25 protein-coding genes and 2 pseudogenes are annotated in these 24,580 nt (G+C 36.8%); 21 read left to right on the forward strand and 6 right to left on the reverse strand.

Going from position 1 to position 24,580, the window contains the following annotated elements; genetic code table 11:
- Positions 1–17: 17 nt before the first annotated feature.
- Positions 18–2,264, reverse strand: a complete 2,247-nt coding sequence (locus EUBHAL_RS09410) for a tetratricopeptide repeat protein (protein ID WP_005348498.1) — start codon at positions 2,262–2,264, stop codon at positions 18–20.
- 250 nt (positions 2,265–2,514) lie between these two features.
- On the opposite strand from EUBHAL_RS09410, the gene EUBHAL_RS16365 reads away from it, so the two are divergent.
- Positions 2,515–2,649: a hypothetical protein gene (locus EUBHAL_RS16365; RefSeq protein ID WP_005348500.1), complete on the forward strand. Its 135-nt coding sequence runs from the start codon at positions 2,515–2,517 to the stop codon at positions 2,647–2,649.
- 47 nt (positions 2,650–2,696) lie between these two features.
- Here the strand turns inward: EUBHAL_RS16365 and EUBHAL_RS09415 are convergent, their stop codons facing one another.
- Both EUBHAL_RS09415 and EUBHAL_RS16220 read right to left on the reverse strand, forming a co-directional pair.
- Positions 2,697–3,305 (reverse strand): hypothetical protein, encoded by a 609-nt coding sequence (locus EUBHAL_RS09415; protein WP_005348504.1) that lies wholly within the window; start codon positions 3,303–3,305, stop codon positions 2,697–2,699.
- Positions 3,298–3,483 carry a hypothetical protein gene (locus tag EUBHAL_RS16220; protein WP_014080774.1) on the reverse strand — a complete coding sequence of 62 codons (186 nt, stop codon included), beginning with the start codon at positions 3,481–3,483 and terminating at the stop codon, positions 3,298–3,300. The genes EUBHAL_RS09415 and EUBHAL_RS16220 overlap by 8 nt, the downstream gene beginning before the upstream one ends.
- A gap of 337 nt (positions 3,484–3,820) precedes the next feature.
- On the opposite strand from EUBHAL_RS16220, the gene EUBHAL_RS09425 reads away from it, so the two are divergent.
- From EUBHAL_RS09425 to EUBHAL_RS09450, 6 genes are all read left to right on the forward strand, one after another.
- Entirely contained in the window at positions 3,821–5,506 is a 1,686-nt protein-coding gene (locus EUBHAL_RS09425; RefSeq protein ID WP_005348508.1) for a recombinase family protein, read from the forward strand.
- Positions 5,507–5,675: 169 nt separating this feature from the next.
- The gene (locus EUBHAL_RS09430; RefSeq protein WP_005348514.1) at positions 5,676–5,945 is read left to right on the forward strand and encodes a winged helix-turn-helix domain-containing protein; all 270 of its coding nucleotides are present in this window, start codon (positions 5,676–5,678) and stop codon (positions 5,943–5,945) included.
- A gap of 310 nt (positions 5,946–6,255) precedes the next feature.
- Positions 6,256–6,939 (forward strand): response regulator transcription factor, encoded by a 684-nt coding sequence (locus tag EUBHAL_RS09435; RefSeq protein ID WP_005348518.1) that lies wholly within the window; start codon positions 6,256–6,258, stop codon positions 6,937–6,939.
- Positions 6,936–7,844 (forward strand): sensor histidine kinase, encoded by a 909-nt coding sequence (locus EUBHAL_RS09440; protein ID WP_005348521.1) that lies wholly within the window; start codon positions 6,936–6,938, stop codon positions 7,842–7,844. The genes EUBHAL_RS09435 and EUBHAL_RS09440 overlap by 4 nt, the downstream gene beginning before the upstream one ends.
- 98 nt (positions 7,845–7,942) lie before the next feature.
- Positions 7,943–8,623: an ABC transporter ATP-binding protein gene (locus EUBHAL_RS09445; RefSeq protein ID WP_005348524.1), complete on the forward strand. Its 681-nt coding sequence runs from the start codon at positions 7,943–7,945 to the stop codon at positions 8,621–8,623.
- Positions 8,583–11,186, forward strand: a complete 2,604-nt coding sequence (locus tag EUBHAL_RS09450) for an ABC transporter permease (protein WP_242648776.1) — start codon at positions 8,583–8,585, stop codon at positions 11,184–11,186. Before EUBHAL_RS09445 ends, EUBHAL_RS09450 begins: the two co-directional genes overlap by 41 nt.
- A gap of 59 nt (positions 11,187–11,245) precedes the next feature.
- Here EUBHAL_RS09450 and EUBHAL_RS09455 read toward each other — a convergent pair.
- A pseudogene (locus EUBHAL_RS09455) lies at positions 11,246–11,797 on the reverse strand (MobQ family relaxase); the annotation flags it as partial.
- On the opposite strand from EUBHAL_RS09455, the pseudogene EUBHAL_RS17270 reads away from it, so the two are divergent.
- The 7 genes and pseudogenes from EUBHAL_RS17270 to EUBHAL_RS16025 form a co-directional block, all read left to right on the forward strand.
- Positions 11,794–11,970, forward strand: a pseudogene (locus tag EUBHAL_RS17270) (M15 family metallopeptidase); the annotation flags it as partial. The pseudogenes EUBHAL_RS09455 and EUBHAL_RS17270 overlap by 4 nt on opposite strands.
- 77 nt (positions 11,971–12,047) lie before the next feature.
- Positions 12,048–12,587 (forward strand): RNA polymerase sigma factor, encoded by a 540-nt coding sequence (locus tag EUBHAL_RS09460; RefSeq protein ID WP_005348545.1) that lies wholly within the window; start codon positions 12,048–12,050, stop codon positions 12,585–12,587.
- The gene (locus tag EUBHAL_RS09465; protein WP_005348547.1) at positions 12,574–13,353 is read left to right on the forward strand and encodes a hypothetical protein; all 780 of its coding nucleotides are present in this window, start codon (positions 12,574–12,576) and stop codon (positions 13,351–13,353) included. Before EUBHAL_RS09460 ends, EUBHAL_RS09465 begins: the two co-directional genes overlap by 14 nt.
- Positions 13,337–14,221, forward strand: a complete 885-nt coding sequence (locus tag EUBHAL_RS09470) for an ABC transporter ATP-binding protein (protein WP_005348563.1) — start codon at positions 13,337–13,339, stop codon at positions 14,219–14,221. The genes EUBHAL_RS09465 and EUBHAL_RS09470 overlap by 17 nt, the downstream gene beginning before the upstream one ends.
- Positions 14,214–15,404, forward strand: a complete 1,191-nt coding sequence (locus tag EUBHAL_RS09475) for an ABC-2 family transporter permease (protein WP_005348565.1) — start codon at positions 14,214–14,216, stop codon at positions 15,402–15,404. Before EUBHAL_RS09470 ends, EUBHAL_RS09475 begins: the two co-directional genes overlap by 8 nt.
- 544 nt (positions 15,405–15,948) lie before the next feature.
- Positions 15,949–16,908: an Abi family protein gene (locus EUBHAL_RS09480; RefSeq protein ID WP_005348567.1), complete on the forward strand. Its 960-nt coding sequence runs from the start codon at positions 15,949–15,951 to the stop codon at positions 16,906–16,908.
- 303 nt (positions 16,909–17,211) lie between these two features.
- Complete coding sequence (locus EUBHAL_RS16025; protein WP_207635833.1) at positions 17,212–17,352, forward strand: hypothetical protein; 141 nt, start codon at positions 17,212–17,214, stop codon at positions 17,350–17,352.
- 505 nt (positions 17,353–17,857) lie between these two features.
- Here EUBHAL_RS16025 and EUBHAL_RS09490 read toward each other — a convergent pair.
- Positions 17,858–18,295 (reverse strand): Rrf2 family transcriptional regulator, encoded by a 438-nt coding sequence (locus EUBHAL_RS09490; protein WP_005348575.1) that lies wholly within the window; start codon positions 18,293–18,295, stop codon positions 17,858–17,860.
- 175 nt (positions 18,296–18,470) lie between these two features.
- On the opposite strand from EUBHAL_RS09490, the gene EUBHAL_RS15930 reads away from it, so the two are divergent.
- The 3 genes from EUBHAL_RS15930 to EUBHAL_RS09500 are packed head-to-tail and all read left to right on the forward strand — an operon-like array spanning position 18,471 to position 20,500.
- Entirely contained in the window at positions 18,471–18,626 is a 156-nt protein-coding gene (locus tag EUBHAL_RS15930) for a hypothetical protein (protein WP_167534401.1), read from the forward strand.
- Positions 18,626–19,474: an SIR2 family NAD-dependent protein deacylase gene (locus EUBHAL_RS09495; protein WP_005348579.1), complete on the forward strand. Its 849-nt coding sequence runs from the start codon at positions 18,626–18,628 to the stop codon at positions 19,472–19,474. The genes EUBHAL_RS15930 and EUBHAL_RS09495 overlap by 1 nt, the downstream gene beginning before the upstream one ends.
- Positions 19,475–19,522: 48 nt before the next feature.
- Positions 19,523–20,500, forward strand: coding sequence for an SIR2 family NAD-dependent protein deacylase (locus EUBHAL_RS09500; protein ID WP_242648777.1), 978 nt, complete (start codon positions 19,523–19,525; stop codon positions 20,498–20,500).
- 445 nt (positions 20,501–20,945) lie between these two features.
- On the opposite strand, the gene EUBHAL_RS09505 is transcribed toward EUBHAL_RS09500, so the two are convergent.
- Positions 20,946–21,476, reverse strand: coding sequence for a hypothetical protein (locus EUBHAL_RS09505; protein WP_135960929.1), 531 nt, complete (start codon positions 21,474–21,476; stop codon positions 20,946–20,948).
- A gap of 283 nt (positions 21,477–21,759) precedes the next feature.
- Here EUBHAL_RS09505 and EUBHAL_RS09510 point away from each other — a divergent pair, with 283 nt between their 5' ends.
- The 4 genes from EUBHAL_RS09510 to EUBHAL_RS09525 form a co-directional block, all read left to right on the forward strand.
- The gene (locus EUBHAL_RS09510) at positions 21,760–22,197 is read left to right on the forward strand and encodes a MarR family winged helix-turn-helix transcriptional regulator (protein WP_005348585.1); all 438 of its coding nucleotides are present in this window, start codon (positions 21,760–21,762) and stop codon (positions 22,195–22,197) included.
- Between the two features lie 3 nt (positions 22,198–22,200).
- Complete coding sequence (locus EUBHAL_RS09515; protein WP_005348594.1) at positions 22,201–23,544, forward strand: MATE family efflux transporter; 1,344 nt, start codon at positions 22,201–22,203, stop codon at positions 23,542–23,544.
- Between the two features lie 143 nt (positions 23,545–23,687).
- Positions 23,688–24,101, forward strand: a complete 414-nt coding sequence (gene tnpA / locus EUBHAL_RS09520; protein WP_005348597.1) for an IS200/IS605 family transposase — start codon at positions 23,688–23,690, stop codon at positions 24,099–24,101.
- Positions 24,102–24,105: 4 nt separating this feature from the next.
- Positions 24,106–24,580: RNA-guided endonuclease TnpB family protein (locus EUBHAL_RS09525; protein WP_005348603.1), on the forward strand; the 475-nt coding region annotated here is incomplete at its 3' end.

The raw sequence follows: 24,580 nt of genomic DNA on the forward strand, positions 1-24,580 counted from the left end.
CCCGCCGTAAATTATGCTTATTTTGTTAAAAGACCGGATAGATTTTTTCCAATGCAAAATCCAATCTGTGGATATAACTCCTGAATTTCCTGATATTTTGCTTCAATCATTTCTGGTTCATCAGCCCAGATCTTTTCATATATTTTGAAAGCTCTTTTAAAATGTGTTTTGGCTTGCGGAAGATTGGCAGTCATCAGATAAATGGTTCCAAGGGTTTCCTGTACTTTGGCATAATCCAGACAGTCATCGGAATGGTATTCCTTGATGATGCCGGATAATTTTTGCAATTCAGAGATGCCTCTTTCGGGTTCCTGCTGTTCTGTCAGGAACATTGCATAATTGGCAATCTGAGGTATGCTGTCATTTATATGAAGCAGGTTAAATTGGTCAAGCAGTGAGATACTTTTTTCCATGTGTTCTCTTGCAAGATCGGGATGACCGTTCATGCGGTAAAGTCCACCGAGATTGGCATGAAGGTTGGAAACAAGGCGAGCATTGTCAGCAGTGATATTTTCTATCTGGGCAAGTGCATCCTTTTCCAGTTTTATTGCTTTTTCTGGCTTGATTTCAAGAGTAGCCTGAAAATCCAGTAACAATGCCCGGTCAGAATCGGTGCCAATGTCTTTAGGCTTCAAAAAATTTTTTAATTCCTGAATGATTTCTTTCATACCTTTCTGGTAATTATAATTATCCATATATGGAAAAACATTTTCCAGAAAAAGTAGATATTTTGGTATATCATCTTTTTCAATCAATTCTATGATGTTTCCTGCTGTCTGAAACAGCTTCTTGTAATAATCGACTTCAATTCCATGCATTAAACATATTTTCTGTAAAGAATCCAGTAATATGTGACAGCTACTTACAGATGGTTTTGTCTCTGAAAGGGCAATTTCCTTAATCATAGGATGCAGGGAGATTGTGTGACGTGTAGTTGTCTGCACAAAACCAGTTTCAATCAAGTCGTTAATTTCATTTAAGGTAGGCAGTTCCAGCCATTTGGCGAATATGCGGGCAGAAATACCAGTGTAAGGAAGAAAACACAAATTGCACATGATATCCTGCTGTTTTCGGGATAAAGCATATAGTGAAAATAGAGTATGGATATGACTATAATAAGTGGCTTTACTGCTTTGACCATCCTTGATTATCTTAATTTTATCTTCATTATCGAGAGATGCTCTTTCTTCCTGAAGTTTTGCTAATAACTGACCTGGAGTTGAAATTCCATTTTCCAAAAGTTTTGCAGCCAGTTCTACAGCAAAAGTATGATAGTGTACGGTCTCTATGATTTTTTCGACGGTCGAACGATACTTGTCTGCTTCTGAATAAAATGCAGATGTCAGTTGGAAAAGAATGTTTATATCCTTTATTTCTTTTAATTGAAAAGTACAGTATTCATTCAGATTACTTCTGGTCGTAAATAAAATCTGACAGCGGTATTTTAATACTACTGACAGAAAACTGTCCTGTGTAGCTGTGACATTAAAATTATCTATGATAAGCAGAGTATCGGATTTCAGGGAACGCAGAAAACGGTTATGTCTTTGAAACCGTTCCTGTTCGCTGATTTCTGGTGGATCATCAATAAAATCCATGTCAGTAATGTCCTGATGAAGATCACCTGTATATTCTACATATAGAATGTTAGTGTAATGCTTTTTGTAATGTTTTGCGTAGGCTTTGGCAAGTTCGCTTTTACCAATACCGGCAATTCCGCAAAGAAAAACATGACGGTTTTCCTCAAGCATGGTATATAATTCTTCTAGTTCTTTATCTCTTCCGATAAAATGACGGCATGGTTTCGGAACCTCACTGTCCATAATATAATCCAGCACAATGGGTGACAGGGCACCTCCGGCAATTAATTTTTGATTTTTAGTATCACGTTTGATAAATTGTCGCTCCATGCCAAAAGAAATCAGCTTTGCAAGAAAAAGCAGACGTGAGCTGGCTGGTTTGTACAGAGAAGCCAGATTTTTCTTTTTGGCATCGGAGATGGTGTCATCTTGTATAAATAATGTGTATATATCCTGCATAGCCATATTGCAGTCAGACATCAATGGAAGCAGATTCTGGTGAATGGTTTCTGCCAGTTTTTTCTGATTACTGGGTTTGGAATAGTAGGCAGATATTTTGGGACTGATCTTTGCTTGACCGGTCAGCCAACGACAAACCAGACCATTATCCATAGAAAAATCCTGATTTGCCGGATCATCCATAAAATCTTCAAATAATTCGTATAAAAAATCAGGCTGACTCATTTGATTACTTTCGCTGATATGATTTTTTAAGCAAGTGCTAATAGAAGAAAAATCGCATCGATTCAATAGAAATTCCCCTTTCGTAGTTAAGATTAAGTATATCTATCATAACACGAACATATATTCGATTCAAGAAAATGCGGATATTTTTAAATTGATTGTGTCAATTTACAATCAATTTCTATTCAATGTGGTTTTCCGGCAGGTTCTGTAAAATAAGCTCAGATCAAAACAATAACGGGAGGAGCTTATGCAACAGAATATTGAATTTGAGCGGTGCATTGATTTTCTGGTACGGATGATTGATAAGTACGGCGCTGAAGTCCTCCGGGAGTTGGAGGAAGAAAAACAGAATAAGGAAGAAAAAGAAGCGGCAGTTTCCTGAAATACAAAATGTAAATCAGACTGTCGCTTTTTTCATGCATTTTTAAATCAAATAAATTTTAAAAGCTGATGCAGAGTGTGTGGCTCATTATTCTGAGAAGCGGTAATACGCGTATCAAATGGCTTGAAATGATTCTGCGTATAAAAGCTCAGAAGAAATTCATTATCTTCGCATTCAAGAAACTCCATAACGCCACCTACGGAATATTTGAGACTGGATATGGTTTCCAGTGCAAATCCCAGTAGAATATTTCCAGGAATTCGTTTTTCCTTTGGAAGAGAATAGTTCTTTCCCAACTGGGCGATCAAGTAAGCTGCGGTAGTATAGGATTGTGTTTCTTCATCCAAAATACTGACACGGGACAGTTTTTTTGCCATTGTCTTGCTGATATTTGAAGCACGGACAGAGATTGGTTTTATTGTAAGTGAAAAATAACCAACCAGTGAAGCATCTTCAGCATCAAATACCAGATAAGTGATAGATTGATCTTTTTTGGTAAACTCAATCGCATTATGTAATAAAAAGTATTCCACATCGGGATTTTTGGGACAAGAAAAATCGGAGAGTAAGTCGTAAAGACTTTCCTCTCCGATATATGTCGGTTCGTCTTTATCCAAATATGCCCGAATATTAACGGTAAAATATTTATCAGACATGTTTTTTCTTCCTTTTTGACATTAAAGCTAAGATTTCCTGTGGGTTCGTTAACTGACGTCCGGGAAGTGTCTGCTTTGGTGTGCGGTCACGGTCGGCTTCGTCAATTGCTGCGACAAAACGCTTTACGCTATTTGGATTGGATACGACAAAATTATGAGTAATACTTGAAGTAGCCATACTAACACCTCCTCTTTTTTGGCTTTTTTGTGTATTTATAGTATATGCAATGTGTGATAAAAACACAATATCAAAAACAGAAATTATTTCTAAATAATTTTCAAGCCGGACATTTATTAGACGCTTCCGGTAAGCGAACAATATTTTCGAGCCAATCATTTATAAGTCGCCAATGGTGGGCGGGCAATATTTTGATAACAGAAATGCTCTGTATCTAACTTAATTATACGATTGGCGAAGAAATGCGTCAATACGGAAAATAAGTATTGAAAATAGTTGGAACAAGTACTAAAATAAGGTTGGGACAATAAAACAGAGTTATACTGCGAGGAAGATTATGAAGAATAAAAAGATTAAATGCGATATATATACCAGAGTATCCACAACCATGCAGGTAGATGGCTACAGTCTGGATGCTCAGAAAGAAAAACTCAAGAGATATGCGGAATTTCAGAATATGGAAATCGTAAATGAGTATTCAGATGAAGGTAAGTCTGGAAAGAGCGTAGAGGGCAGACCGGAATTTCAGAGAATGTTGGATAATATTGAGAATGGAACAGATGAGGTACAGTTTGTACTGGTGTTCAAGCTTTCCAGATTCGGTCGTAATGCAGCAGATGTATTAAACTCTCTGCAGAGGATGCAGGATTTTGGAGTGAATCTGATCTGTGTAGAAGATGGAATTGACAGCTCAAAAGATAGTGGAAAGCTGATGATTTCTGTTCTGTCTGCGGTGGCAGAGATCGAACGAGAGAATATCCTTGTTCAGACAATGGAAGGACGTAAGCAGAAAGCCAGGGAAGGAAAATGGAATGGTGGATTTGCTCCGTATGGTTATGAATTAGTAAATGGAGAATTGCAGATTGCAGAGGACGAAGCAGAGATTATTCGTCTGATCTATGACAAATTTATTCATACCAATATGGGAATCTCTGCGATTGCCGCATGGCTGAACCAGCATGGATATAAAAAGAAAAAACGACAGAATAATACACTGGACGCATTTGCCGCATCATTTATAAAAGGCGTTCTGGATAATCCGGTATACTGTGGAAAGCTGGCTTATGGACGAAGGAAAAACGAGAAAGTTTCTGGTACAAGAAATGAATACCGCATTGTAAAGCAGGAAAATTATATGCTGCACGATGGTATCCATGAAGGGATTGTTTCAGAAACAGACTGGGAGCTGGCACATCAAAAACGGGAAAAAACAGGTGTGAAATATGAAAAGACACATAGTCTCGATCATGAGCATATTTTATCTGGAATATTGAGATGCCCGTTATGTGGAAGTGGTATGTATGGAAACGTGAACCGAAAGAAAAAGAAAGACGGAACTTTATATAAGGATTATTTCTATTATGCCTGCAAACATCGTCGCCTGGTAGATGGTCATAAATGTGGATATCGTAAACAATGGAGTGAGGAGAAGATTAACAATGCAGTGGAAGAAGTTATTCGGAAGCTGGTGAAGAATCCTAAATTTGAAGAAGCAATTCTGAATAAAATCGGTTCAAGAATTGATACAGAAGAAATAGAAAAAGAGATTGAAGGATTGGAAAAGCAGCACAGGCAGCTGACCGGAGCAAAAGCAAGACTTGGACAGCAGATGGACAATCTGGATATCATGGATAAATTTTATGAGAAGAAATATCAGGATATGGAGACAAGGTTATACCGTTTGTATGATGAGATTGAAGGCGTGGAGAACAGTATAGAAGAAGTCAAGAACCGCCTGCTGAATATCCGGCAACAGAAAATATCAGAAGAAAACGTCTATCAATTCCTTTTATATTTTGATAAACTATATGATAAGTTCACCGACCTGGAGAAGAAAGAATTTCTTAACAGCTTTGTAGAACAGGTGGATATTTATGAGCAGGAGCAGCCGGATGGCAGATTCCTGAAGCACATAAAGTTCCGTTTTCCGGTGTATTTTGGAGACAGGGAAACACAGGAACTTTGTTGGGACAACGAAAGTACCGTTGAGACTGTGGTGTTGCTACAAAGGAAGAATATGTAGAAATCCTTGAATTTACGCACTTTGTAGAGTTTTTCAGTTTCAGAAAAATAGGTGAAAATCACAAAGAAAAGAGCCTTGTGAAGAAAGTAACCGTTGTTGTTGCGTTAGACCTTGGGACGGGGAACACAAAGAATACAGAATCACGCGCCAAGTCTCACGGACGTTCGACTTGAATACTGGGAATACAGAAGTTACGCTTACAAATCGAGAATTTGAAATACTTTATCTGTTAGCAAGCAGTCCGGGAAGGGTGTTTAGTAAGGAGCAAATTTATGATCTTGTTTGGGAAGAACCCTATTTCGGTGATTATAACATCGTCATGAGCCATATCCGGAATATTCGGGAGAAGATAGGGGATAATCCAAGTAAGCCAATCTACATACAGACGGTATGGGGTGTAGGTTATCGTTTCAACAAAAATATAAGCAGTGGTCTGTGAGTAGATTACAGATCACTGCTTATTTTTCATTTTTAACACCCAAGAGATATTCACAAGATACATGAAAAAATTCGGCAGAGCCACTACCTCATAATCCGGTACAAAGCGTGTTCCTTGTTCAATACGAAGTACTGTAAGATCACTGAATTCATATCCGGCAAGTTGCAGTTGCTGGCAGAGATTTCAGGAGAACAGAGGAAGCTTTTCGCTGTTTGTAAGATAATTTCTGCCGGAGATTTTGATTTAATGATTTGATTTATAAAACTGGCAATGATACAATTAGCGTAATTTGAAAGAAAGCAGAGAAAATATGAGTGAAAAGTTACTGATTGTTGAAGATGACAAAAAATTAAATGATGGAATACGTCTCGCATTGAAGAATGATTCCTATTTCTTTTATCAGTGCCAGACTTTGCAGAAGGCTAGAGAAATCTTGAAAAAGGAAGATATCACATTGGTTTTATTAGATGTGAACTTGCCGGATGGGAATGGGATTGATTTTGTAAGAGAAATAAGGAAAAACAGTCAGGTGCCGATTATTCTGCTTACAGTAAATAACATGGAAGTAGATATTGTAACAGGATTGGAAGCTGGGGCAAATGATTATATTACGAAACCGTTTAGCTTGATGGTTTTGCGTGCAAGAGTGTCTGTGCAGCTTAGAAATAAAGAGGCAGCAGCTAAAAATTCTATGGAGCTTGATGGATTTGAGTTCTATTTCGATAAAATGGAATTTTTCAAAGATGGAGAACCTATTGAACTTAGTAAGACAGAACAAAAACTCTTGAAAGTGCTGTGCGAAAACAGAGGAAAAGTAGTGAAGCGGGAATACCTGATTGACGAGGTATGGCAAGGAGAGACAGAGTTTGTGGATGCTCATGCGCTGACTGTTGCAGTCAAACGTCTCAGAGACAAATTAGAAGATGATACGCAGAAGCCTGAATATATCAAGACAGTCTATGGAATTGGTTATACCTGGGCGGTGAATGGATGATAGAAATAATTATATTGATTGTAGGAATATTTGTTTTAAGTGGAATCTTATGGCATAGTATTTTTTATCAGAAAGAAAAAAAGCTTTTGAACCGGCTGCAGCAAATGCTGGATTGTGCCATAGATGGAGAACTGGAACGGACAGAAATATCAGAAGAAAAGTATTCTGCTCTTGAAAACAGCATGAAACAACATTTAGACAGTAGCTTTCTGGCACGAAAGAACCAACAGGAACAAAAAGAAGTGATACAGAAACTTATTTCTGACATTGCGCATCAGACTTTGACTCCTATTTCAAATTTGAAAATTTATGGTGAAATACTCTCTGAAACGAATCATGAAAATCAGGAGGAGATAGCTACCATTTTGGAGCAAACAGACAAATTAGATTTTTTGATACAATCATTGGTCAAATTATCACGGATGGAGAGTGGAATTATCGCAGTACATTCGGAGGATACTACTATTAAGCAGATGCTTGAATCTATACAGCAGCAGTTTAACGTAAAAGTAAGGGAGAAGAATATTACTCTGAGCCTATGTGACACGGATTTGCATGCTATGTGTGATTCAAAATGGACCGTGGAGGCACTCGGAAATATTGTAGACAATGCGATTAAATACACAGCATGTGGGGGAAATGTTCAGATAAAAGTCGAGCAGTATTCTTTTTTTGTAAAGATTGATATCATTGATGATGGCATTGGAATAGAAAAAGAAGAAATACCAAAGATATTTGGAAGGTTTTATCGGAGTCTGTCAGTGGCAGACCAGCCAGGAGTAGGAATTGGCTTATTCCTTGCAAGAGAGATTATTCAGGCACAAAAGGGGTATATAAAAGTGACATCAAAGAGAGGAAAGGGTTCTACATTTTCTGTGTTTCTTCCGATAGCAAAGAAGGAATAGTATCAAAACTGTGACATTTCAGAAACTAGATGGAGACATTGTTATGATAAAGTCTGTATTGTAAAGATCAATACAGGCTTTTTTGATGGGAGGATGACATGAATATATTAAAAGCGGTAAATTTACGAAAAATATATGGGCAGGGAGAAACAGAAGTCAGGGCTCTTGATGGTATAAACCTGGAAGTAGAAAAAGGGGAGTTTGTAGCGATTGTTGGAACCTCTGGAAGTGGAAAGTCTACATTGCTTCATATCATTGGTGGTTTGGATAATCCAACATCCGGTCAGGTCATTGTTGACGGACAGAATTTAAGCCATATGACAGATGAAGAGCTTACTATTTTTAGGCGTAGAAATATTGGATTTGTATTTCAACAGTATAATCTGGTTCCGATGCTGAATGTATGGGAAAATATTGTTCTTCCTGTAAAACTGGATGGAAAAAAGATTGAAAAAGGTTATGTAAATGAAATCATAGATACACTGGGCATTCGGACAAAACTGGAAAATCTTCCAAGTGCACTGTCAGGGGGTCAGCAGCAAAGGGTGGCAATCGCAAGAGCATTAGCGGCAAAACCTGCTATTTTGCTGGCAGATGAACCGACAGGCAATCTGGACTCAAAAACGAGTCAGGATGTATTGGGACTTTTAAAAGTCACCAGTAAGCGTTTTCATCAAACGATTGTAATGATTACTCACAATGAGGAGATTGCCCAGATGACTGACAGGATTTTACAGATTGAAGACGGAAAAATTGTTTCAGACAGTGGTTTGGTATAGTGAGGGCGATTATATGGTAAAAGTAGAGAATAAAGAAACGTTACGATTATTGACGAAACGTTTTATGAAAATGAACCGAGCAAGAAATATTATTGCTGTTATTGCAATCATGTTGACATCACTGTTATTTACAAGCCTCTTTGTGGGGAGTGTATCCATGATACTTTCCAAAAGAGCAACGGAAATTAAGCAATTTATGGATTCATCCCATGCTATTGCGCAGAATTTGTCAGAAGAAGATGCGGTGAGATTGCAAAAAACAATAGAACAAAGTGATGAGGTGGAACGATATGGAACAGGCATTTTTCTGGGAGCAGGAAGAGATAAACATTTTGGCTTTTCAGTAGAAGTTAGATATGCAGATAAAAATATGGCAGAAAGCTTTAATTGTCTGCCAACTACAGGAAGACTGCCAGAGAAGGAAAATGAAGTGGCAGTCAGCAGCTTGGTACTGGAAGCACTGGGAGTTACACCAAAGATTGGGGAAGAAGTCACGCTGACGTGGGAAGTAAATCCAATGCTGAAACAATACAAAACAGATACATTCCAGATATGTGGATTTTGGCAGGGTGATAAGGCTGTTTTAGGTCAGATGGTCTGGGTATCTGAAGCCTATGCGAAGGAGAATTGTTATCCTGTTACACAGAAAGAATTAAAAAATGGTATCTATAATGGGGGAAAGGAGTATTCTGTCTGGTACAAGAATCTTTGGAATCTGGAAAAGAAAACAGAAAATATATCTAAGACAGCAGGATTTACGAAAGCAAGGACAGGATTGGAGATCAATCCGGCATATAATCTTTTTGAAGAGGATTCATTTTCATTCACTTCCCTTATTGTAATGGTACTGTTTGTGATATTGGCTGGTTACTTAATTATTTATAATATTTTTAATATATCCGTGAAAACGGATATTAGAGCCTACGGATTATTGAAGAACGTGGGAACAACAGGAAAACAATTGAAAAAAATTGTACGTATGCAGGCATGGAAATTGTCAGAAGTGGGGATTCCAATCGGATTGATCTTCGGTTATCTTGCAGGTTTTTGTATGTCGCCGTCTCTGACAGCAGATGCCCAAATCAGTGCACAGGCAGGACAGACTACACAGACAGTAGTATCAGCTAATCCTTTGATTTTTTTTGCAGCAGCACTTCTGACACTTTTAACGGTGTATTTATCCTGTCTACGGGCTTGTAAAATGGTGGAAAGAGTTTCGCCTGTGGAAGCCCTACATTTGGCAGAAGGAGAGCAGTCACAGAAGAAAATAAAAAAGAATACGTCTGTAACCTGGTGGGGAATGGCAGTTCAAAATGTGTTCCGTAACTGGAAAAAGGGATTGATTGTTATGCTTTCTATCGCTCTTTCTATGGTAGTGGTCAACTGTATTGTGATGTTGGTGCAGGGATATGATTTTGAGTCTTACCAGAATATAGTTTTAGCATCTGATTTTCAACTGGATCAGATGACCGACACTTTATCGAATACAAATTTCAACGGTATTACACCTGAAATCAAAGAGATTCTGAATAAGTGTCCGGAAAGTGAGAAAACAGGATATGTGTATTATTCGGAAGAAAGACATAAGATGGAACCGGCACTTTTGAAAACGTGGGAGACATTGGCAGAAAAAAACAAAGAAAACTGGACAGATTATGAAAAGCAAATCTGGGAGGAAACAAAAGCGGATAATACTGTAAAGGTTCATTTCCTCGGAATTAGTGAAGCGGTGTTTGATATGTTAGAATGGAAAGGGGAAAAATGTTCCTGGGATACGTTTAAAAGTGGGGATTATGTGATTGTGGACTATAGTGATAAATATACAGAACAACCAGTTTCTTATTATCAGTCTGGCGAGACTTTTAAAATGGAGTACGGAAACGGAAAGCAGAAAGATTATGGGGTAATCGGAGAAGCTATGATGCCATATTCCCTGGATTATCCGTATGCAGATTCTGTTTATATTACAGTAATGGTCCCAGAAGAAGAGTATTTCACCCAGACAGAAAATCAATCAGCAATGTATGCTACTATTGATGCCAAGAAGGGAGAGGATAAGCAAGTAAAAGAATACATTGATAAAAATGTTTTGAAAGAAAATGATATGATAAATGTTTCTTCTGTATTGGATATGAAGGCGAGCTTTAGGCGGTTTGTCAGTAAATATTATATGATCGGTAGTTTTCTTGTCATTATTTTAGCTTTTATTGGCATTATGAATTTCTTTAATACAACAGCAACCTCTGTAATTAGTAGAAAAAAAGAACTGGCACTTTTGGAAGTTGTGGGAATGACGAAAAAGCAGATATCGAAAATGTTGGTGGCTGAGGGATTCCTATATTTGGGAGGCGCATTTGTGATTGCAGTATTGCTAATTATGTTTGGAGCAAAGCAAATTTTAGTAAATACGCTCGGTACAGCATTTTTCTTCCGGCTGCATCTTACGATAGTGCCATGTGTGCTTATGATTCCAATTTTGGTTGGGATCGCGTATGTGATACCAAAGTATCAGTTTGAAAAGATGAGTCGGGAAAGCATTGTTGAAAGGATTCGGAAAGAATAATAACAATTGTAAATTAGGCGTATGGATTTGATGAATCTATGCGCCTATTTTTTAGAAAATTACAATTCTATATCATATGACTTATTCTTAGTCCGAGCAGGCTGATTTCGCCGTATTTCCTGTTCTCTTTGATATTTAAGTTCCCATGCACGATGGGAGAAGACATCAGGATCTTCCACATTGAGATAATCCACCTCATTGGCTGCAATATCACGACGGTGATAGTCATAATATTTACCGAACATACCTTTGAGTTGCTTTTTAACTGTGTTGTATTTATTCAGTATTGGATTAAAATGATTCATCCAATCATGAATTACTTCTTTTTGCATCTCATTATGAAGTAAATGGTATTGTGTAAAAATCATATGATTTCGGATAGTTTCCATTGTTTCTGCAATTACAGGAATAGAATTTTTGACAGCCTGAGCCAGTTTCGATACCTGAGTTTTTAATTCCCGGAGCATTTGGTTATCTGCACGAATCTGGCGGTTGATTTCACAGTGGTCAGCTATCATTCCTTTCTTTTCCATATTCTGGGCAATATAGCCTTCGTGGATGGTCGGCTGTTCGGCGATTCTCTGATCTGCAAAGCTGCGGTGATCAATGGTTAGACAAAAATGCATATAAATATAGGTTTGTAAAACATTACCCGGAAGATAAAATGGATATAACAGGAATTAGTAATGAACCATGGCATTACCGTTATGTTGGAACGACTGTCGCTAAAATAATGAAAGAAGAAAATTTATGTTTGGAAGAATATTTAGAAAAATATAAATAAAAACAAAAGAAAATCCTAACTTTTTTTATAGTAGGATTGTTATATTATTTAGAAAACAGAGGGAGGCAAATTTGCGAATGGAATACAAAACTGATTCTTTGTTAGTACATCTAGCAAGAGCAGGAGATGAAGATGCGTGTGAAAAACTGGTCAAAAAATATTACTCAAGTATATATCAATATTGTTTGCTACATATCAATGATCCATATGAGGCAGAGGATTTGACACAAGAAGTGTTTACACGTTTCTTTTCCAATTTATATAGATATAAAGAATATGGAAAAGTTAAGAATTATCTTTATACAATTGCCGGAAATACCGTTAAAAATTATTACAAAAAGAAAAAAGATATTCCATCAGAGGAACTGCTAAAATCAGAGGACTGTAGTAAAAATCATGTAGAAGAGCTAGGAGTTCGATTAACTATTGAACAGGCAGTGAGAAAGTTACCGGAAGAAATTAGAGAAACGGCAGTTTTATATTTTTTTCAGGAATTGAAGCAAAGAGAAATTGCAGAATTACTTCATATCAAACTTTCTCTTGTAAAATATCGAATCGGAAGAGCAAAAGAACTTTTAATGAAAGAGTTGGAGGTGAAAAAAGATGAAGAATTATAAGCAACAAATAAAGGAATATAAAGAGGAGATTGAAGAAAAGTATGTAAGGGCTGAAACAGAGAACAAAACAGTAAAAGCATGTCAGAATATTTTGTCAGAGTCGGTTTTATCGAAACAATCGCATAGAACATCTTATTTTGAATTTTTGTATGAGCAGACAAAATTCATAAAAAAAAGATGGTGGATTTTACAAGGTTGTGTTCTTATGTGTCTATGGATATGGTTGAGTAATTATACGTCAGACATAAAAGATATGATGAGGATTATGGGAATATCTGCCACAATATTTGTGGTTCTGATTATCCCGGAAATTTGGAAAAACAGAAGAAATGGTGCAATTGAGATTGAGCAGGCGTCTTATTACACACTGCGTCAGATTTGTACAGCAAGAATGTTAATGTTTGGAGTAGTGGATCTGGTGATCGTTATGGTGTTTTTGGCAATTACATATCAAACAACAATACTCTCGTTAAGTGATTTGGTGGTTAATTTTCTGCTTCCAGTAAATGTTTCATGTTGTATATGTTTTCGTGTATTGTACAGCAGATGGGAAAAATCAGAATATATAGCAGTGCTTTCCTGTCTGGTATGGGTTGGTTTATGGATGATGATTGTTGCAAATGATGTTATTTATCAGAAAATTGTAACTCCGGTATGGGTGGCTATGCTGATATTGACTTTTGTATATTTTGTTTTTTGTGTTCAGAAGTCATTGGTATTTGATGAAAAAATTTTGGAGGATTACACGTATGAAATTAGAATTTAAAAATGTAACAAAACAATACGGAGAAGTAAATGCTGTTAATAAAGTGAATTGTGTTATGGAAAAAGGAATTTATGGACTGCTTGGAGTAAATGGGGCAGGAAAGACCACATTAATGCGTATGCTTTGTACGATTGTTCAACCATCAGAAGGACAAATATTATGGAATGGTAAAGATATATGGAAACTAGGAGGTGAATACCGAGAAGTTCTGGGATATTTACCACAGGATTTTGGATATTATCCAGATTTGACCGTATATGATTATATGATGTACATTTCTTCTATAAAAGGGTTAAAAATTGCGTTTGCCAGAAAAAAAGTGAAGCAATTATTAAATCAAGTAGGAATGGAAAAATTCAGTAAAAGAAAAATGAAGAATTTGTCTGGAGGAATGGTTAGACGTGTAGGAATAGCACAGGCGATGTTAAACGATCCGCAAATTCTTGTCCTGGACGAACCTACCGCTGGATTAGACCCGAATGAAAGAATACGTTTTCGTAATTTAATTAGTGAATTGTCGGAAGAACGTTTGGTGCTCTTGTCTACACATATTGTATCGGATATTGAGTACATTGCGAATAACATTATGTTAATGAAAGATGGAGAACTTTTTTATGCAGGTACTGCGGAAGATTTAGTATCTTCTATGAAAGAAAAGGTATGGCAATGTAATGTTTCGAGAAGTATGATAGACAAATATATGAATGAATATTTGGTTGGAAATATAAAAACAACAAAAACCGGAGCAGAGCTTAGAATTATTTCAATAGAAAAGCCAACAGAAGATGCTGTGGCTGTAGAAAAAAACCTGGAAGATGCATTTCTATTTTATTTTGGAGAAAAATCGGAGGAAAAACAAGATGCTTAAATTAGAATTAAAACGAATTTTTTCAAAGAAAATTAATGTATTTGCAATCGGATTGGCATTGATACTTGCTGTCATTTTTAGCGGATTTGCAGTTACAAGTAATCGCTATGTGGATGAGAATGGAAATGCTAGTACTGGAATTATGGCAACAAGAAAACTTACAGATAACAGACGAGCATGGAAAGGTACATTGACAGAAGATGAACTTGGAAAAGTTATAGAACAAAATAAAAATGCGATGACACAATCCTCAGAAGAAAATGCGATTTATGGAACGACATTACAACCGATAGATGATATTAGGGGTTTTATAATATCGGTATTAACACCGGATGCAGAATATGATGAAAGTGTTCTAAATCAAATTACAGAAGAAAATATACAAGAGTTCTATGACACTTATCATAAAAATATGGAAAAGATGGCAGAAGAATATGGAAAGACTTCTGTTCAGAAAAAATACTTGGAAAAGAAATATAATGAAATAAAATTACCAGTAGAATACGAATCTTATAGTTCATGGGATACTATGATTATGCATGTAGAAACGTATTCTATTATTCTGGCAATCATAGTTGGTTTTATTTGTGCTGGAATATTCGCAGATGATTTTCAGACAAAAGCAGATGCAGTATTTTTCTCTACAAAGTATGGACGTACAAAAGCTGTTAAAACAAAAATACTGGCAGGAATAGCTACGACAGTTATGATTTATTGTATGGGAATTATATTACTTAGTGTGATTTGTTTTGGAATTATGGGAACCAGTGGTATGAATACACCTTATCAAATGTATCAGGCGTATAGTATTTACATTATGTCATATGGACAATACTATTTGTTGACAGTTGTATGTGGATTTATAGCCAGTATGCTGGCGGCTGTAGTGTCTATGTTAGTAGCGGCTAAAATGCATACAATTAGTGTCGCTGTTTGCATTCCGTTCTTTTTATATTGCTTATTGCCATTTATAGGACGGGCACTTTCTGGGTATACAACGCTTTTCAATTTGATACCAACAATTTTGACAAATGTACAGGCAAGTGTAAAAGTCCCACTTATTTATCAGATTGGGAATTGTGTATTTCGACAAATTCCGCTTGTAATGGTAATGTATACAGTGATGGCAATAGCCTTACTGCCTTTTATTTATAAGAGTTTTCGCAGATACGGAAATAAGTAAAAATTGAGTATATCTATCATAGTACGAACATACATTTGGTTCAAGAAAATGAGGATATTTTTAAAGTGATTGTGTCAATTTACAATCAATTTCTATTCAATGTGGTTTTCCGGCAGGTTCTGTAAAATAAGCTCAGATCAAAACAATAACGGGAGGAGCTTATGCAACAGAATATTGAATTTGAGCGGTGTATTGATTTTCTGGTACGAATGATTGATAAGTACGGCGAAGAAGTCCTCCGGGAGTTGGAGGAAGAAAAAGAAGCGGCAGTTTCCTGAAATACAAAATGTAAATCAGACTGTCGCTTTTTTCATGCATTTTTAAATCAAATAAATTTTAAAAGCTGATAAAAAAGAATGATAATTTGGAGAAAAGTAGCATAGAATAATTTTGAGCTGATATGACAGAGAATGTTTTGGCGTATTGACAGGACATTTGAAATGACGTATACTAAGCTCAGTGATCGTTCTGTAGAAACTTGCGAAGCCTACAGGCGGGGGAGAGCCTGCGGGTCTCTCCCTCTTTTGTTTTAAGGAGAAATGAGATGCAGACACCGAAAAAGTTCTCTTCTTTTAGTGACCAGGTTTCCTGGATCAGTGATGAAAAGGGAATAAGAATAAAAGACAGAGAATATGCGGAAGAGATGTTACGCCAAATAGGATATTTTCCTCTTATGGGAGGATATAAACATCTTTTTAGAATATCGAATACAAAGAAATATAAAGCAGGAACAAGTTTTGAAGAAATAGTCAGTCTGTATAAGTTTGATGCAGAGCTTAGAGAGTTGTTCTTTAAATATTTACTGCAGATTGAGCGACAGATGCGTTCTTTGATGTCATACTATTTTACTGAAATGTATGGAGCAGAGCAGAAGCAGTACCTGGATGCTAATAATTATAATAATACAAAAAGAAATCATGCAACAATCGTAAAATTGATAGCGACCTTGAAACGGGCAACAACGACCACAGATTATACATATATCAACTATTACCGCAAGACATATGGTGAAATTCCATTATGGGTTTTGGCAAATGTACTTACGTTTGGAAACTTATCAAAAATGTTCCGAGTGTTTCCGCAGTCCTTAAAATCAAAAGTATCAAAAAACTTTGAACCTTTGAATCAGCATCAGATGGAACAGTTTCTATCTGTTCTCACTAAGTATAGGAATGTATGTGCCCATGGGGAACGACTGTTTACATACAGAACGGTAGATGCTATTGCGGATACACCGCTTCATAAAAAACTTTCATTACCACAGAGCGGTAATCAGTATGAAAAAGGAAAACAGGATCTGTTTGCTGTGATGATTGCTTTTAGATATCTATTACCTGGAAAAGATTTTCTGGAATTTAAAAGAAAGCTTATAAAAGAGATTGACCGAGTAAACAGAGAAGTAGAGCATATAAGTGAAGTTGAATTATTGAATAAAATGGGCTTCCCGGAAAAATGGAAAAGTATTACCAAATACCATTTAAAAGAAATATCCTCTAAGAGATAGTGAAACACCTATTGTCTTAGAGGATTTTTTGTATTAATTATAGGATTGACAAAGAAATGAGTCAATAAGAAAATAAATCTCGTTTTCTACATATATATTCACCACTTAGATTTCTCTCAATACCCATCTGTGAATGAAGTCGGGTGTTACAAAGTGGACGAAGAGAGAAAGATGCATGACGAGGAAATGGATTATAAAAAACTGATTATTATTTGATAGAAAAGATTGTTAATCAGGATCAGCTTAAACGTATATACAGATTTGTTAAGTATGGAAAACTGAAATAATTACTTTCTTCCAAAAGTGGGAAAAAGAAATTTTACGGCGGGCAATTATGTCCGCCGTAAAATTATGTCTGTTTTGTTAAAAGGTTTGATAGCTGTTGCCCAAGAAAGAAACCAACTTGTGGATATAACTCCTGAATTTCCTGATATTTTGCTTTAATCATTTCTGGTTCCTGCTGTTCTGTCAGGAACATTGCATAATTGGAAATCTAAGGTATGCTGTCATTTATATGAAGCAGGTTAAATTGGTCAAGCAGTGAGATGCTTTTTGTCTTTAACAGACATTTCAATTCCTGAATGATTCCCTTCATACCTTTGTGATAGTTATAGTTATCCATGTCTGCTCAAGTATATGCCTTGCGTAAAAAGGCGACATGATTTTCATGCCGGATGCTTTGAATTTGGTAGTGAGAATGTACTGCTCATCATCGCTGAGATAAAATTGTACCGGATTGGTGCGGTTTCTGTTTGCCATTGAGTCACGTCCTTCCTAAAAATGGGTAAAAAAAACTGCTGTAAAATGTTCGGTTTTTACAACAGTCTGTTTCGTGTTTGATTCAATTTTGGGTGTAACTACCCAAGGCAAATTGTAGCAAAGATGGTAGGAAAGTGTGGGGGATTTCGCCTGTGTCATGACACAGGCAGTGCTTGCTATTCTTGATTAGTTAAAGGTTTTTAATTTCCCTGATTTTAAAATAATACCGATCAATAATATCCTGCAATGTAATGGATTTCATTTTTTCATTTACCATATTTTGAATTTCATGATAGAAGTCCCCAATAGCGAATTGAATGTTGATACCGATTCCACAATCCGGATTGGTATCTGTGTCTAGGTGAAGCAGCGGCTTATCGCCCTCTACGGCTCGGTAGATGTCATACATATTGATTTTATCTGCCGATTTTGCAAGAGCGGCATTCGCATGACCTTGTGTGTTGACAACAATGCCTGCATTTTTCAGGGTTGCCATAAGCTGTCTGACATAAGCCGGGTTTGTCTTGATACTTTCTGCAATTTTTGTGCTGGAGAGTTGTTCGTCATCTCCAAGAGCAATAAATATAAGAATATGAATGGTGTCACTAAGCTTTGTGGAATATTTCATTTGTCACCTCGAATTTTCTTCTTGCAATTTTTAAATTTACATGATAATATGATTTTAATGCTTGATGTAAATTTAATTTTAACAAGTAAAAAAATAAAAGTCAAGCGAAATAAAAAGTGTGGAATCTGATATAAAAAGGGAGAGAAAGTGGTGTATGCAAATTCCTTTTTGGGAAATGACATACAAAAATGAAAAGGTGTTTTATGCCTGTCTGAATCAGAAGAAATCCTCAGCTCCAGAACATATAAAAGACAAAGGCATTTATATAGCAGGAGATTTGGCAAAAACCCTGCGGGATTTAAAAGAAAACATAGCAGGAAAGGAAATGTGATGAAGATGAATGTATATCAAGAGATAAGTCAAATCATCAAAGAAGCAGATGGTATTTTGATTGGAGCCAGTAATGGTTTGTCTATCGCAGAGGGATATAATATTTTTGCAGATGACGCATGGTTTCAGGAAAATATGGGAGATTTCAGAGAAAAATACGGATTGCGTTGTGTTTTACACGGATTTTCAGTGCCAATGAAGGTAGAAGAAAAGTGGGCGTTTGTAAGCAGGCTTGTTAAGGCAAAAGCTATGCAGGATGAGCCGAGTGAGATTATGAAAAACATCTATGCAATAGTAAAGGATAAAGAATATTTCGTAGTAACTTCCAATGCAGAGGATCATTTTGTGCCGGCAGGTTTTGAGGCAGACCGTGTTTTTGAAATGGAAGGGAAATTAACCCAGATGCGGTGCAAGAACAGATGTCATGACGAGGTCTATCCTAATCAAAAAGCAGTTCTCGCCATGACAGAAGAGGAAGTAAACGGAAGAGTACCCAAAGAGTTACTGCCGAAATGTCCAAAATGCGGTGGAGATATGGAAGTAAATTGGGGTGAGATGTCCTCGTTTACAGAAACGAAAAATTGGAAGGAAAAGGCTGCCCGCTATCAAGAATTTATTCAGAATTTACATGGAAAGAAGCTGGTAATTCTGGAATTTGGCATTGGTTGGAGAAATCAGATGATTAAAGCTCCTTTGATGCAGCTTGCAGCAGTAGAACCACAGGCAAGTTATATCACATTTAACAAGGGCGAAATTTACATCCCAGAGGAAATCAAAGAAAAATCCATCGGTGTGGATGGTAATCTTACGGTAGCGTTAAAGGAAATCAGAAAGGGAAGGATAGACTAAGTAAAGTGGTTAAAGATATTACAGTTGTGAGATAGGAGAATGAAAAAAATGAGCTGTTATGAAAATTTGGTAATGAAAACACAAATGAACTATTCCAGACACTATAGTACCTATGCATCCGGTGGTACTGCTGTAGTGTTGAGCAAACAAAAACCGCTTTCTTATGAGGAACAGATTCAGGAATTTGTTCGCAGAGTGCAGGAGGCAGAGTGTATCGTAGTAGGCGGAGCATCCGGTTTATCAGCGGCTGGAGGTGGTGACTTTTATTATAGTGATACCCCTTCTTTTCGTGAGCATTTTGGAAAATTTGCAGATAAGTATGGATTCAAAGGTGCTTTTAGCGGCATGATGCATCGGTTTTCTACAAGAAATGAACACTGGGGATATGTGGCAACCTTTTTAAATACTACACAAAATGCCCCTATCAGAGAGCCATATCTGGATTTGGATAGAATCTTGCAAGGAAAGGACTTTCATATCTTAACGACTAATCAGGATACACAGTTTGTAAAGATTTATCCGGAAGAAAAGGTCAGTGAGATTCAGGGAGATCATCGTTTCTTTCAGTGTTCCCAGTGCTGTCAGGATGAAACATGGGATGCCGTACAACCTGTGGCAGATATGATTGCGGCTATGGGAGCGGGGACAATGGTGCCGGATGAACTGATTCCTCGCTGTCCTTATTGTGGTGCGGAAATGTTTCCTTGGGTAAGAGGATATGGGAATTTTCTGCAAGGGAAAAAATACGAAGAAGAATATGAGAAAATCTCAAAATACATTCAAAAGAACAAAGATAGAAAAATTCTCTTGATAGAACTTGGAGTAGGACGCATGACACCGATGTTTATACAGGAACCGTTTTGGGAACTGACAAACAGCTTGAAAGATGCATATTATATCTCCGTAAATTCAGAATATCAGTTTTTGCCGGAATTCATTGAAGATAAGGGGATTGCTATTTTGGAAGATATAGGAACAGTGTTAAAAGATTTGCGGAAAGCAAAAGAGGAAAGTGCATTTGTATAGGATACTTGTTCTTGATATTCCACTTAATGGAGAAACATTAGAATATTGATTGATACAAAACTGCACTCAGGGATATTGTGGGTGCAGTTTTGCATTAAAATTATTGATTACGATACAGTTTCTGATATCCAGTAATGTGTGGCAATTACTTCCAAATGGTTTTGTCTCTGAAAGGGTGATTTCCTGAATCATCTCTGTTCTCACTAAGTATAGAAATGTATGTGCACATGGAGAACGACTGTTTACATACAGAACGGTAGATGTTATTGCAGATACACCGCTTCATAAAAAACTTTCATTACTACAGAGCGGTAATCAGTACGAAAAAGGAAAACAAGATTTCAGTGAAAAAGTAGTAGCAAAGCCTCGCAAAAGCGGGGCTTTGCTACTATTCGTAGTTATGGAATGAAACATTCTTTAATCTGTGTCTGATAACCGATCTCTTTTACTCAAACACTTCTTCGATTTTACCAGTTTTTTCGTTGTAAACATAAACACTGTTGTGTTCCGTTACAAAAGGAGTAAGTGAGCCAAGTTTAATGTTTCGGATGTAAACTACATTTGTTGGTAAAACTCGCACTAAGCTTTCATTTTCATTAATATCAGCGATCCAACGGAACAATTTGTTCTCTTCTTGTCCCGTATAAATGAGATCCATACCGTTTTCCGTATTCTCCAGTTTGAAATATACCTTATGTTTTAAAGACATTTTCGGATAGACACCTTTTACAACGTAAATACCATAATGTTCATGTAAAAGCTTCTTATAGGTATCGGGCGTAAGATCAATATCCTTATATTTCACTTTTTGTCCAACATCAATTCTTTCTCGAATAATGGTTAAGGTATGGATAGCCCAATTGAGAGTTCCAATGCTATTATACTTGATGCATTCTTCAATATTTGTGAAGAATGTTTCATCAAAATTTACTTCTTGTGTTGCCATTTTTGTCAGTTCGTTTAATGATAAATTCATAGGAGTATATATCATTTGTTAATATCAATTATATTATATCCTTGTTCCATTTTACAAATAAGCTATTTGAGGGAAAATACAGACAAATCAGAGTTATTATCTAATAATAAGATAGAATGAAGTCAATCAATAATCAGGAGAATCAGAGGTGATTTTGTAATGATTGATGTTGCAAGAAGGAAGACGAAGTATTATCTTTTTTGTTGACAAAAAACAACTACAATATTATTATATAAAGTAATTATATCAAGTAATTATATAAAATAATAGAAAGGAGAAACTCATGACAAAAGACAAGATAAAGGAGGTTATGGATGCCTGTTATCAGGCAAAGAGGATAAGAGATATGCTTCCGGCATTGCCTGGGGGAGTGACACCATCCCATATCCACTATCTGGATACTATTAGTAAGTTAGAAAAAACGGAAGGTAAGGTAAAAGTCAGTGATATTAGTGAGAACCTTGGACTTCCGAGACCAAGCGTAACGAAAACCGTAAAAGATATGGAAAAGCTTGGATTTGTCGAGAAAGAAACAACAGAAACGGACGGAAGGTTTGTTTATATTAAGACGACCAGGACAGGAAGAGACCTGGTTGATAAATATGTTGATGAATATTTTGGTAATCTTTCGGAAGATCTTGGAGGGATTACGGATGAAGATGCAGACAAGATGATTGAAGTAGTAGAAAAGTTCTATATAGTTATGAGTAACAGGAAGTAATATATGAATGCAAAAGAAAGATCAGATTTTACACAGGGAAGTATATTAAAGAAGATGATTCCATTCATGATGCCAATACTTGGAGCGCTTATACTCCAGGCAGCGTATGGTGCAGTGGATCTTCTGGTTGTGGGCAGATTTGGAACAACGGCCGGGCTATCAGCAGTTTCAACCGGCAGTCAGATTCTTAATCTTGTAACGTTTGTGATAACGCAGCTGGCAATGGGAATTACTGTTCTTATTGCAAGGTATATCGGTGAAAAACATACGAGTCAAATAGGGGAACTGCTTGGTGGAGCAACGACAGTGTTTACTACGATAGCTGTCGTACTCTTTGTGGTGATGGTGTTTTTTGCAAAGCCACTGGCTGTTCTTATGCAGGCACCCCAAGAAGCGCTTATACTTACGTCAGTGTATGTAAGGATTTGCGGGGGAGGTATTTTCTTTATCGTTGCTTATAACGTTCTTTCTGCCATATTCAGAGGGCTGGGAGACAGCAGGTCTCCCCTTATATTTGTTATGGTTGCCTGCGTGGTAAATGTCGTAGGTGATCTTGTACTTGTTGCAGGATTCCATCTTGATGCCGCAGGAGCCGCAATTGCTACAGTGCTTGCTCAGGCGGTTAGTGTGGTGCTAGCTCTTTTAATGCTTAAAAGAAGACAACTGCCATTTAAAATAACAAAAAAAGATTTCAGAGTTAATAGTCAATGTAAAAGATTCCTGACAGTTGGAATTCCTCTTGCGCTTCAGGAATTTCTTACCCAGATGTCATTTCTTGCACTGTGTGCATTTATAAATAAGCTGGGGCTGGAAGCTTCTTCAGGATATGGGGTTGCCTGTAAGATAGTAAACTTCGCCATGCTGATACCAAGTGCACTTATGCAGTCGATGGCTTCCTTTGTATCGCAGAATGTTGGTGCCGGTAAGGAGGATAGAGCAAAGAAGGCTATGTTTACCGGAATGGGAATCGGATTAATCGTTGGAATTATCGTTTTCGCAAGTGTATGGTTCTTTGGTGATGTGCTTACATCGATATTCACAACGGATGAAGCGGTTGTACAAAAAGGGTTTGAATATCTTAAGGGGTTTGCTCCGGAAACGATTCTTACAGCAATTCTTTTTTCTATGATAGGTTACTTTAATGGACATGAAAAGACGTTGTGGGTTATGATTCAGGGACTTATCCAGACACTTCTTGTAAGACTGCCACTTGCATATTTTATGAGTATACAGCCGGATGCCAGCCTTACTAATATAGGGCTTGCAGCGCCTGTTGCCACATGCTTTGGAATTATATTAAATGTAATCTTTTTCCTTTACATGACAAGAAAAATGAAAAAGGCATGAGTGAACCAATGATTTATCCTTTTCTAGCAAGAAGACTCCGACCTCTAAGGTGGGAGATGAATTGCGTCTGTTACCTACTTGATATTGCATTCTAATCATAGCATAATATATTCAGTCGCATGATAAAAAAAGGCTGAAATACAATGAATTTAGATAATAATGCACATTCAGTATTCTTACTGCAATATCATCTTGTTCTTGTGGTTAAGTATCGTAGACAGGTTTTTGATGATGGTATTTCCAGCAGGGCGAAAGAGATATTTGAGTATATTGCTCCAAACTACAATATTACTCTTGAGGAATGGAATCACGATAAAGACCATATACATATCCTTTTCAGGGCACACCCACATACGGAAATAAGTAAGTTCATAAATGCATATAAGAGTGCAAGCAGCAGACTTCTTAAGAAAGAGTTTCCGCAGATACGGCAAAAGTTGTGGAAAGAACATTTCTGGAGCCAGAGTTTTTGTTTGATTACAACAGGCGGTGCTCCAATTGAAGTAATCAAAAAATATATAGAAAGTCAGGGACAAAGGGAGCGAAAAAGGAAGTGACAGAGTGGCAAACAGAGCATATAAATTCAGAATATATCCCAATGATGAACAGAAGATTTTGTTTGCTAAGACTTTTGGCTGTGTCGGAATGGTGTATAATCATTGGCTTGATAGAAAGATCCGGCAGTATAAGGAGGACAAGACAAACGTAACATATACCATTTGCGCAAAAGAAATGGCAGCAATGAAGAAAACGGAAGAATACGGATTTTTAAAGGAAGCAGATAGTATCGCATTACAACAATCGCTCAGACACCTTGATACGGCATTTAAGAACTTTTTTAAACAGCCAAAAACAGGTTTCCCAAGGTTCAAATCAAAAAAGCGGAATAAAAACAGCTATTCTACGGTCTGCATCAAGGGGAACATAACTCTGTCTAATGGATATTTGAGATTACCTAAGATTGGGCAAGTCCGGTTAAAACAGCACAGGATTATTTCGGATGAATACAGACTGAAATCTGTAACAGTAAGTCAGG

The organism is Anaerobutyricum hallii DSM 3353 (genome assembly GCF_000173975.1).
In the GTDB taxonomy this organism is placed as follows: Bacteria; Bacillota; Clostridia; order Lachnospirales; family Lachnospiraceae; genus Anaerobutyricum; species Anaerobutyricum hallii.